The sequence below is a fragment of the Candidatus Pantoea soli genome (assembly GCF_007833795.1).
Classification (GTDB): Bacteria; Pseudomonadota; Gammaproteobacteria; order Enterobacterales; family Enterobacteriaceae; genus Pantoea; species Pantoea soli.
In genome coordinates, this window is record NZ_CP032702.1 from 1,910,917 (window position 1) to 1,921,962 (window position 11,046).

Sequence of the window (11,046 nt, forward strand, 5' to 3'; positions counted from 1 at the left end):
GCCCCGGTGCGGTCACCCGCACCGGCACCGCTGCCTTAACCGATTTGCTCCATCGCCTGCAGAATACGTTTATCCGAGATCGGGTACGGCGTGCCCAGCTGCTGCGCAAAATAGCTGATGCGCAACTCCTCAATCATCCAGCGAATGGCCTGCACTTCCGCATCGTCCTGACGCTGCGGCGGCAGTTTGTTACGCCATGTCTGCCACGCCTGTTCCACAGCCTGCACTTTCAGCATACGCGCGCGGTCGCTGTGCGGGTCAACCGGCAGCTTCTCCAGCCGCCGTTCAATACCGTGCAGATAACGCAGCGTGTCGCCCAGTCGCTGATAGCCGTTGCCGGTGACAAATCCGCGATAAACCAGCCCGCTCAGCTGCGCTTTGATATCCGCCAGCGCCAGCGCCAGCGTCATATCCACGCGTCCTTTGAGGAACTTGTTAATATTGAAAACGCTGGTCAGGATCTGCTCAACCTGTCTGGCAATGGTCACCACCGTGTCGTTTAGCTCTGCACGCACTTTGTCGCGCAGCTGCTCGAAGTTTTCCTGCTGCCATGCCGGGCCGCCCGCCTCTGCCATCAGCTTATCGACGCCGCAGGCGATGCAGTCATCGATCAGCTCCAGCACTTTGCCATACGGGTTGAAATAGAGGCCCAGCTTGGCTTTGTTCGGCAGCTTTTCATGCAGGTATTTGATTGGCGACGGGATGTTGAGCAGCAGCAGGCGGCGCTGGCCGCGCCACATCATTTTCTGCTGCTCCTGTTCGCTGTCAAACAGCCGGATCGCCACGCTGTCTTTCTCATCCACCAGCGCCGGCCAGGCTTTAACCTGATAGTTGCCGCGTTTCTGCTCATAGCTCTGTGGCAAATCGCCAAAGCTCCAGATATGCAGCCCGCTCTGCTCCAGCCCGTCATCCGCCACTTTCGACAGCGTTTCCTGCACTTTCCCCTTCAGCGCCTGCTTAAGCTGATGCAGGTCTTTGCCCTCCAGCAGCTTACGATTGTGCTCGTCCACGATGCGGAAGGTCATTTTCAGGTGATCGGGCACCTGATCCCACTGCCAGGCGTCACGATCTATCGTGACGCCGGACATGCGCCGAAACTCGCGTTCCAGCGCATCCAGCAGCGGCTGTTCCAGCGCGGTGACGCGGCCAAGGAACGCTTCGGCATAGTTTGGCGCAGGCACGAAGTTACGCCGCACCGGTTTGGGCAGCGATTTGATGAGGGCAATAATCAACTCACGCCGCACGCCAGGGATCTGCCACTCAAATCCGCGCTCTTCTACCTGATTCAGCAGCGGCAGCGGAATATGGACCGTAACGCCATCGGCATCGGCACCGGGTTCAAACTGATAGCTCAGTTTGAGTTTCAGGTTGCCCTGATGCCAGAAGTTGGGGTAATCGAGCTGGCTGATTTTGTCAGCGCCGTCTTTGATCAGCATCTGCTTATCAAAATTCAGCAGGTCCGGATTCGCCTGACTCGCCTGCTTCCACCAGCTGTCAAAATGCCGCGCCGAGACGACCTCGCTGCCGATGCGCCGATCGTAAAAGGCAAACAGCGTTTCGTCGTCTACCAGAATGTCGCGGCGGCGTGATTTATGTTCCAGATCTTCCACTTCACTGCGCAGTTTCTGGTTGGTGCGGAAGAAGGCGTGTCGCGTCTGCCAGTCACCCTCAACCAGCGCGTGACGGATAAACAGCTCACGGCTCAGCTGCGGATCGATTCGGCTGTAGTTGACTTTGCGCGCCTGGACGATGGGCAAGCCGTACAGCGTGACTTTCTCGGTGGCCATCACCGCGCCCTGCGCTTTTTCCCAGTGCGGCTCGCTGTAGCTGCGTTTCAGCAGATGCTGCGCCAGCGGTTCGATCCACTCCGGCTCAATGCGGGCTGCCACCCGCCCCCACAGGCGGCTGGTCTCCACCAGCTCCGCTACCACTGTCCACTTCGGCGGCTTCTTAAACAGCCCGGAACCGGGGAAAATGGCAAAGCGGGCATTACGCGCGCCGGTGAACTCCTGCTTTTCGGCATCTTTCTGTCCGATATGCGAAAGCAAGCCCGTCAGCAGCGCACAGTGCACTTCGCGGAACGGTGCCGGTTCACTGTTGACCGGCAGGCCCAGTTCGCGCACCACCTGACGCAGCTGGGTGTAGATATCCTGCCATTCGCGCACGCGCAGGTAGTTGAGGTAATCGGTTTTACACTGGCGGCGGAACTGGTTACCGGACAGCGCTTTCTGCTGTTCCTGCAGATAGTTCCACAGATTAACGAAGGCGAGGAAATCTGACTCTTTATCAGCAAAACGGCGATGCTTTTCATCCGCCGCCTGCTGCTTCTCTGACGGGCGCTCGCGCGGGTCCTGAATTGAGAGCGCAGCCGTGATAATCATCACTTCCCGCACGCAGCCAAATTTCTGCGCTTCCAGCACCATGCGCGCCAGCCGCGGGTCCACCGGCAGCTGCGCCAGACTGCGGCCGGAAGGCGTCAGCCTGTAGGTTTCATCCTCGCTGAGGGTAATGGCACCCAGCTCTTCCAGCAGGCGCACGCCATCCTGAATATTGCGCTTATCCGGCGCTTCTACAAACGGGAAGGCGGCGATATCGCCCAGGCCCAGCGCCGTCATCTGCAGAATGACAGAGGCCAGGTTGGTACGCAGGATCTCCGGATCGGTAAACGCCGGGCGGCTGAGAAAATCCTCTTCCGAATAGAGCCGGATACAGATGCCCTCGGAGACGCGCCCGCAGCGCCCTTTGCGCTGGTTGGCTGAAGCCTGCGAAATGGGTTCAATCGGCAGACGCTGTACCTTGGTGCGATAGCTGTAGCGACTGATGCGGGCCGTACCGGGATCGATAACGTACTTGATACCCGGCACGGTCAGTGAGGTTTCTGCAACGTTGGTCGCCAGCACAATGCGCCTGCCGCTGTGCGACTGGAAGACGCGGTTCTGCTCGGCATTTGACAGACGGGCATACAGCGGCAGAATTTCGGTGTGCGGCAGGTCGCGCTTCATCAGCGCATCGGCGGTGTCACGGATTTCCCGCTCGCCGCTCATAAAAATCAGGATGTCGCCGCGGCTCTCATTGCCCAGCTCATCCACCGCATCGAAGATCGCCTGCAGCTGATCGCGTTCGGTATCCTCCGCCTCTTCCACAATCGGCCGGTAGCGCACTTCCACCGGATACGTCCGGCCGGAGACCTCAATCACCGGCGCGTGATTGAAATGACGCGAGAAGCGTTGCGGATCGATGGTGGCGGAAGTAATGATAACCTTGAGATCGGGACGGCGCGGCAGCAGCTCACGCAGGTATCCCAGCAGGAAATCGATGTTCAGGCTGCGTTCGTGCGCTTCATCAATAATGATGGTGTCATACTGCAGCAGCAGGCGGTCCTGCTGAATTTCCGCCAGCAGAATACCGTCGGTCATCAGTTTGACCTGCGTGGTTTCGCTCACCTGATCGTTAAAACGCACCTTGTAGCCAATCGTGCCCCCTAAGGAGGTCTCCAGCTCTTCGGCAATACGGTTCGCCACGGTGCGTGCCGCCAGCCGGCGCGGCTGCGTGTGGCCAATCAGCCCTTTTACCCCGCGCCCGAGCGCCAGACAGATTTTTGGCAGCTGCGTGGTTTTCCCTGACCCGGTCTCGCCGGCGACGATCACCACCTGATGGTCGCGGATCGCGTCAGCAATCGCCTGCTGTTTCTGGCTGACCGGCAGATTGTCCGGGAAGGTAATCGCCGGCGTGGCCGCCTGACGCTGCGCGACGCGCTGCTCCGCTGCCGCGAATTCGCCCTCCAGTTCAGCGGCAATGCCCTGCTGTGCGGCGGGATTTTTCACCTTCGCCGCACCGTGCAGACGGCGCTGCAGGCGCTGGCGATCGCGCAGCATCAGATTATCGAGCCGCGTCCAGAGAGGGGCCAAAGGTGATGTAACGGATGATGACATAGTGATGAGTTACCTGTTAGTGCAACGAACCTGGCAGGCGCGCGTGAGGCCAGCAGAATGTCGGGCGGATCAGTCGATTAATGGCGCCATCATAGCACAGATGGGCGATGCTGACCTGACCCTGCGTGCCACCTTATTCAATAATTTCGAACATGGCTCTCGAAATATTGCGCTTTTACCTTAATCATGAACTCCGTAGAGTGTAACGCATTGAGCGGTAAGCTAACCGCATAACGTACAGGAAAATATCATGAGCAAAGTTTTAGTTCTGAAATCAAGCATCCTCGCCGGTTACTCGCAGTCAGGCCAGCTGGCTGACTACTATGCGGAAGAAGCACGTGCCAAAGGTGATGAGGTCACAGTACGCGATCTGGCTGCTGAGCCGATCCCGGTGCTGGACGGCGAGCTGGTCGGTGCGCTGCGTCCTTCTGATGCCCCGCTGTCTCCCCGTCAGCAGGAAGCGCTGGCCCTGTCTGATGCCCTGATTGCTGAACTGCAGGCGCATGATACCGTCGTTATTGCCGCGCCGATGTACAACTTCAATATCCCGACGCAGCTGAAAAACTACTTTGACCTGATTGCCCGTGCCGGCGTGACGTTCCGCTACACCGAAGCAGGCCCGGAAGGTCTGGTGAAAGGCAAGCGCGCCGTGATTCTCTCCAGCCGCGGCGGTATTCATAAAGACACCCCAAGCGATCTGCTGACGCCTTACGTGAAGCTGTTCCTCGGCTTTATCGGCATCACCGATGTGGAGTTTGTGTTTGCAGAAGGTATCGCTTACGGTCCGGAAGTGGCGACCAAAGCAACCAGTGAAGCCAAAGACGCCATCAGGCAGATTGTTGCCGCCTGATTATCATAACAATATTGCTATCTGTTTTGCCGGGCCTGAGTGCCCGGCTTTTTTATGGGCGGGTTCTGCGCCGCGCCGGCTCCGCTGCCTGTCTTCAGCGTCAGCGCGCCGGTCTGCTACGCCACTGCGCGCCTTATTTCTGCACCCACTGGCCATTAATGCCGCGCACAAATTCACCGTGACCTGCCCGGTTCACCAGCTTTTCTCCGGCAATACGCGCGACCTCGGCAGTGGTCAGGTTATTCTGCTGCGCCACCCGCTGGTACTGCTGCATGCGGCCTTCATTGATGCGCTGCACCAGCGCCAGCGTGTCGTTGTCCTGCGTCCGTGGCGCAATATAGCCGCTGAGGGTCTCGCCGACGCGCCCCTGCTGTCGCGCTTCGTCCAGCGTTAATGCCAGCGCCGGGGGCAGCAGCAACAGCGCCGCCAGCAGGGCAAAAATCTTCGCGCGCATGGTGTGCCTCCTCAAAACAGGCCGCTCTTATTTTGCAGCAGCGCTTCCACGTCTTTGTCCACTTTAATGTGGATTTCATGCTCGATTTTCACGTTCATATTGATGGTAATCGGCTCTTTAGGCGCCGCAACTTCAATGCGCGGTACGCAGCCGAGCAGCGGCAGTCCGGCTGCCAGCACCAGCAATGCCCTCAGGCTCATGGTTTCCGGTCCTTGTTTGATGGCAGGGTGGCATTTTGCTCTACCCAGGATTGCAAATTATCGCCAAAGCGCAGGCTGCGCCACAGCTGAAACAGATTTTCCTGATGCTGGTAATTCAGGTTTATGGACTGACGCCGGTTGCTGAACTGGCTGGTGCCCCTGACCTCAGCGTGCATCGCCAGATTGCCGAGGTTATCCAGATCGAGCGTGGCCCACGAGCGGGAAATTTCCATATAGCGCAGCCAGTCCATGGCGGCCCCGGCCGCCACGTTATGACTGACGATGGCATCCGCCATGTCTTTATCCATGCGGAACGTCAGCGGCCCGCTGTTGGCGATCCAGCCTTTCTCAATCAACCACTGCGGATTGTTCAGCCAGAGCGGTAACTCTCCGTTCACCTTACCGGACATCGCGAACTGTTTAGGTTTGATGGCCGTGACCAGCTGACTCAGGCTGATATCCCGCAGCGAAATACGCGCCGCCGCGTGTTGAGGCAGCTGCAGCAGCGGCATGGCAACATGACCACCCAGCAAATCCAGGCTGACATTGCTCAGCGTCAGCGGCTGCGTTTCGCGCCACGGATAGTGCCCCTGTAAATCCGCCGTGATGTTTTGCAGGGCAAACTGGTTTTTTACCTCCGCGATGCGCAGCGACACCGGACCGCGCCGGCCCAGCTGCCACTGATGATCTTTCAGCCGATACGGCAGGGCAAAATCGACGCCGTTGATTTCACTGTCCGGCATCCAGAGACTGCCGTCGTTCACCGCAAAGAAACCGCCCGCCTCAAATCCCTGGCCGGCGGCCGCCGAAAAGGCCGCCTGGGCGCGCAGCGTGCCGGACTGGATATGCATTTTGAGATCGCTGCTGAGCAGCGGCTGAAACACGGTCAGCGACTGCGCCGGCCACCAGGCTTCACCGCGCAGGCGCTGACCGTCCCAGCGCCCCTGCACGCGCAGCGGGCCAATGGCTTCTGCCGTCAGCTGACCGCGCCAGAGAAAACGGCTGGGATCGCGCCCTTTTGCATCAAAATGCAGGACAGCAGGCGGCAGCCAGCCGCCATAGCTGAATTGCGTCTGCCCGGCACGCAGGGTAAAGCTGCCGTCAAAAGCAGGATGCCGGGCGTCGCGCTGCCAGCGAACCGGTGCGGTCAGCGTCAGGCGCGGCTTTGCCACCTGCACCATACCGTAAGCCAGCTGATCAAAACCGGTATCCAGCGTATCCAGGCTGATAAGCGTATCCTGCCAGCTGCCGGTTCCTTTGACATCCCACCGGGCGTGCAGCGGTGCCATCTCGCCACGTCCCCAGTAGCGCCACTGCCAGCGCCCGCTGTCCGGCCAGAAATCACTGGCGCGCCCGTCCAGGTGCAGCGTAAAACGGCCGAAGTCGGGATCGTGTGCCTGCAGAATCGCCTGCAGGCGCCCGGAGACGCCGCGTGAAGAGAGGCTGACGCCCGCCAGCGGCCAGCGCGCTTCATCCACGTCCAGCGTCTCCAGCAGCCGGCCACGCAGGCGCAGCAGCGCGCCGGGTTTCAGGCTGAGCTGCGGATCGCTGACGCTGCCGTGCAGCACTCCCGGCAGGCTGCCGTAAAGCTGCATCTCCGCCAGTTTGCTTTCGCCGGTCAGCTGGAACGGCAGCGCGCTGTCATCAACGCTCAGCCTGCCCGGGCCCACGCTCAGCACCAGATTGCCTATGCCGCCGCGCCCGCGGGTCAGCAGATTCAGGCGGCCGCTGATATCGGTGTGTTCCAGCCCCTGCTGCCAGTGCGCGAGCGTCAGCGACACGCCGCCCGACAGCGGTGTAGCGCCCTGCGGCCAGCGCCACTGCCCCTGCGCAATCTGAAGGCGTTCCGCATCCACCTGCCACGGCAGCTGCAGCAGCGGCGCGTCGCCGGGTTCGGTAACGATCAGCGTGCCCTGCTGCTGCTGCCAGTGCAGTCTCAGCGTCAGCGGCTGCGGCCACTGTGTCAGGTGCAGGTTGCCTTCGAGTTCGCCGGCCACCGGCATCCCGTTAACCAGCGCAGGCAGCGTAACATCTCCCCGCAGCGTCAGCGGTTGCGGCAGCAGCGGATGGCGCAGCTGCAGCCCGGCAATATGCAGCTGCTGGCCAGCGAGACGGGCATCAAGCTGCAGGTTATCGCCCTGATAGTGCAGCCGCTGCGCAGTGTTATCCAGGGTGAGATCGAAACGGCCAGCGTATTGCTGCCACGGCAAAATACTCAGCTGCGCCAGATGGATATCGGCCCCTGGCAGCATCTGCTGCCATTCCGCGAGGCTGCGCGGCGCGCTGCTGCTCTGCGACGACGGCAGCGCCTGCAGGCAGTCACTGTTCAGCTGCACGCGCTGCGCGTTAAGCTGCCAGCGCTGGTGATGCCAGCCGATGGCGGCATTGTCCACCCGGGCCAGCATACAGTCGCCGGCCAGATAGCGTACCGCCGGAAAGCGCAGCGCGCCCTGCTGCCAGCGTGGGGTTCCGGTGAGTTCAACGCGGGTATTGTCCGGCAGCCAGAGTCCGGCCAGACGCGGCAGCCACTGGGTCACGGTCAGCAGCAAACCCAGCAGCAGTACAATCAGCGCCAGCAGCGCAGCAAGTGTTCGTCGAAGGCCCCGCGTCATGGCAGTTAACGTTCCTGTCCTGTCCGTAATCCTGAGGAAGATGATGGCATGTTACGCCCGGCAAATGAAGGGCTTAGCGGAACCGGCTGGCCGAACGCCAGCAAAGTCGCGCGGAAAACGTTATCCTATGATAGTACCGACATGGCATTTTTCAGGAGCGAAACAATGAAAGTTGCGGTTTACAGCACCAAACACTATGACCAGAAATACCTCGAGCAGGTGAACGCCAGCTATGGATTTGAGCTGGTGTTTTTCGATTTTCTGCTGAGCGAGACCACCGCTAAAAATGCGGCCGGCTGCGCTGCGGTCTGCATTTTTGTCAACGATGACGCCAGTAAAACGGTGCTGGAAGAACTGGCCGCGCTGGGGGTGAAATATATTGCGCTGCGCTGTGCCGGCTTCAATAACGTTGATCTGGAGGCCGCCGCCGCGCTGGGTCTGCAGGTGGTACGCGTGCCGGCGTACTCCCCGGAAGCGGTGGCTGAACATACTGTCGGGCTGATGATGACGCTGAATCGCCGTATCCACCGCGCTTACCAGCGCACCCGCGATGCTAACTTCTCGCTGGATGGCCTGACCGGTTTCAATATGCATAACAAAACGGCCGGTATTATCGGCACCGGGAAAATCGGCATCGCGACGATGCGCATCCTGAAAGGCTTTGGCATGCGGCTGCTGGCGCACGATCCCTACCCCAGCGACGCGGCGCTGGCGCTGGGCGCGGAGTATGTTGATCTGAAAACCCTGTTTGCCGAAGCCGATGTGATTACGCTGCACTGTCCGCTGACGTCCGCGAACCACCATTTACTGAATGCTGAGGCCTTCGCACAGATGAAGGATGGCGTGATGATCATTAACACCAGCCGCGGCGGCCTGATCGATTCTCAGGCGGCGATCAATGCGCTGAAACAGCAAAAAATTGGCTCGCTGGGTATGGATGTGTATGAGAATGAGCGCGGACTGTTCTTTGAGGATAAATCGAATGATGTGATTCAGGACGACGTGTTCCGTCGCCTGTCAGCCTGCCATAACGTGCTGTTTACCGGCCATCAGGCATTTCTGACCGCCGAAGCGCTGACGGCGATTTCGGAGACCACGCTGAGCAACCTGCAGCAGCTTGATCGCGGTGAAACATGCACCAACCAGGTTACCGCCTGAGGTGCTGCGCCTGCTTTAGCGGGCGCATGCTCCGCCGATTAACGCCTGCTCATCGCAGCGACGGCCGTTCGCCAGCTGACACATGCCGATGCGCGAGCCATCTAACTGCCGCGAAAAGGCCAGCGTTCCCCCGGCATGACTGCAGTTGACTTCGGCCATCGATGACATCACCACGTGCGGCTGAATGTGGGCGGCAGTCGCCTGTTGTGGCGGTTCATTATCACTGTTGCTGCTGCAGGCAGAGAGTAACAGCGCTGCGCCAGCCAGCAGTAAAGAAGTGGCTTTCATCGATCGGGCTCCGGGACGTTGGGCAGAAAAGTCGCATCAGCATATGTCAGCCGTGCGATGGGATCGATAGACGACACAGCTTTTTACAAAATTTAATTTCGGCTTTTACAAGCAGAATTATCCTGTTTGAGGCAGCACGCCCTTTTCTTCCCCACCTTTAACTGACGTCGTGACACAGGAGGAGAGATGTTAACGGATATGCTGATTCGGATTGCGCTGGCAGGCATTCTCGGCGGGTTGATTGGTCTGGAACGCCAGATGCGCGCCAAAGAAGCGGGCTTACGCACCCACATCCTGGTGGGGATCGGCAGCGCCATGTTTATGCTGGTGTCAAAATATGGCTTTGCCGATATGCTCGACCAGCAGCATGTGGCGCTTGACCCCAGCCGTATTGCAGCTCAGGTGGTCAGCGGCATGGGATTTCTCGGCGCGGGCACCATTATTATCCAGAAACAGATCGTTAAAGGACTCACCACCGCCGCCGGTTTGTGGGTGACAGCGGCGATCGGGCTGGTGATCGGTAGCGGTATGTATGAGATAGGGATTTACGGCACGCTGCTGGCACTGGTGGTGCTGGAAACCTTTCGCCGCATCAGCCACTGGCTGATTGGCCGGCACCACACGCTGATGGTCCATCTCAAACCGAAAAGCGTGCCGCTGGTGCTGCTGGTCTTGCAGCGGGAAAACCTGCGCTACGGCCATATTGCGGTGGTGAATCGCGATGAAGAGAGCGGCCTGTGTGAATTAAGCGTTGAAGTGACCGTATCTCGCCGCTTTCCGATGCACGCCATTTACGACAAAGTGATGGAAGTGAAAGGCGTGCAGTCGCTGGAAATGACCTGAAAACGCGGTGTGCAGCGCAGGCGACTTAGCTTTTATCCGGCAGTGGCGCGTCCGGCACCGGACTGATGCCGCTGATGCCCGCCAGCGCCTCGGGGTCAACCACGCTGTCTGCACTGTCCACCGCGCGGGAAATGGTCAGCAAATCCTGAAATTCGCTCAGCAGCATGGCAGCATCAGATTTCAGCATGTCATCGGTGTCCGCCGATTCAATCACCATGTTGATGGCTTTACTGGCGCTTTCGATCACTTCCGTTACGCCGCCCTGCTTGCTTACCGCCAGCACCAGCGCGCTGATCAGCAGAGATTGCGCTTCCACCCGCGCGGTGAGCTGTTTAGTGGTGGCATCAATCTGCGAAATCTTCGCCAGCATACTCAATACAACGTTTTTCATTATTCACTTCTCCCCGGAAAGCGAGCAGTTTACCGCCTGCCTTATCGCGCCTGCCAGTGATTTCCAGCTACTGGCGGTCGTGTTGTGCAACAAAACGCGACCGTCGCCCGGCATACGGTCAGCCGCTTCTGTCATCATCCCGGGCGTAGCGCGGCCTGGCCGGGTGCAACCTATCACAGCAATAAGCAGGCTCCGGCAGCAAATCAGTACCGTTCCGCTATAGTCATTGGCGTAACACACAGCAACCGTGTTGCGTACGAAATGGATTGTTCATGACACATTTTGCCCGCCGTGTGCGGGCATTTTTTTGCCCGCCCC

General features: G+C 59.5%; 10 protein-coding genes. 4 read left to right on the top strand and 6 right to left on the bottom strand.

The features are described from left to right. Nucleotides 1-35: 35 nt before the first annotated feature. The gene (gene hrpA / locus D8B20_RS08860; protein WP_145888530.1) at nucleotides 36-3,932 is read right to left on the bottom strand and encodes an ATP-dependent RNA helicase HrpA; all 3,897 of its coding nucleotides are present in this window, start codon (nucleotides 3,930-3,932) and stop codon (nucleotides 36-38) included. Nucleotides 3,933-3,936: 4 nt separating this feature from the next. Between hrpA and D8B20_RS08865 the strand changes: the two genes are divergently transcribed. After that, the gene (locus D8B20_RS08865) at nucleotides 3,937-4,116 is read left to right on the top strand and encodes a hypothetical protein (RefSeq protein WP_145888531.1); all 180 of its coding nucleotides are present in this window, start codon (nucleotides 3,937-3,939) and stop codon (nucleotides 4,114-4,116) included. Between the two features lie 66 nt (nucleotides 4,117-4,182). Next, on the top strand, nucleotides 4,183-4,782 hold the full coding sequence (gene azoR / locus D8B20_RS08870; RefSeq protein WP_145888532.1) for an FMN-dependent NADH-azoreductase: 600 nt from the start codon (nucleotides 4,183-4,185) through the stop codon (nucleotides 4,780-4,782). A gap of 133 nt (nucleotides 4,783-4,915) precedes the next feature. On the opposite strand, the gene D8B20_RS08875 is transcribed toward azoR, so the two are convergent. The 3 genes from D8B20_RS08875 to D8B20_RS08885 are packed head-to-tail and all read right to left on the bottom strand — an operon-like array spanning nucleotide 4,916 to nucleotide 8,048. Beyond that, nucleotides 4,916-5,236, bottom strand: a complete 321-nt coding sequence (locus D8B20_RS08875) for a YdbL family probable chaperone protein (protein WP_145888533.1) — start codon at nucleotides 5,234-5,236, stop codon at nucleotides 4,916-4,918. 11 nt (nucleotides 5,237-5,247) lie between these two features. Beyond that, nucleotides 5,248-5,436, bottom strand: coding sequence for a YnbE family lipoprotein (locus tag D8B20_RS08880; RefSeq protein WP_145888534.1), 189 nt, complete (start codon nucleotides 5,434-5,436; stop codon nucleotides 5,248-5,250). Next, nucleotides 5,433-8,048 carry a YdbH family protein gene (locus tag D8B20_RS08885; RefSeq protein ID WP_145888535.1) on the bottom strand — a complete coding sequence of 872 codons (2,616 nt, stop codon included), beginning with the start codon at nucleotides 8,046-8,048 and terminating at the stop codon, nucleotides 5,433-5,435. The genes D8B20_RS08880 and D8B20_RS08885 overlap by 4 nt, the downstream gene beginning before the upstream one ends. A 165-nt stretch (nucleotides 8,049-8,213) precedes the next feature. Here D8B20_RS08885 and D8B20_RS08890 point away from each other — a divergent pair, with 165 nt between their 5' ends. Beyond that, nucleotides 8,214-9,206 (top strand): 2-hydroxyacid dehydrogenase, encoded by a 993-nt coding sequence (locus tag D8B20_RS08890; RefSeq protein WP_145888536.1) that lies wholly within the window; start codon nucleotides 8,214-8,216, stop codon nucleotides 9,204-9,206. Between the two features lie 15 nt (nucleotides 9,207-9,221). Here D8B20_RS08890 and D8B20_RS08895 read toward each other — a convergent pair whose 3' ends face one another. Beyond that, nucleotides 9,222-9,494: a putative hemolysin gene (locus D8B20_RS08895; RefSeq protein WP_145888537.1), complete on the bottom strand. Its 273-nt coding sequence runs from the start codon at nucleotides 9,492-9,494 to the stop codon at nucleotides 9,222-9,224. A 186-nt stretch (nucleotides 9,495-9,680) separates the two neighbouring features. Here D8B20_RS08895 and D8B20_RS08900 point away from each other — a divergent pair, with 186 nt between their 5' ends. Then, nucleotides 9,681-10,337 (top strand): MgtC/SapB family protein, encoded by a 657-nt coding sequence (locus tag D8B20_RS08900; protein ID WP_145888538.1) that lies wholly within the window; start codon nucleotides 9,681-9,683, stop codon nucleotides 10,335-10,337. Nucleotides 10,338-10,362: 25 nt separating this feature from the next. Here D8B20_RS08900 and iraP read toward each other — a convergent pair whose 3' ends face one another. Then, on the bottom strand, nucleotides 10,363-10,728 hold the full coding sequence (gene iraP, locus D8B20_RS08905; protein WP_145888539.1) for an anti-adapter protein IraP: 366 nt from the start codon (nucleotides 10,726-10,728) through the stop codon (nucleotides 10,363-10,365). Nucleotides 10,729-11,046: the final 318 nt, after the last annotated feature.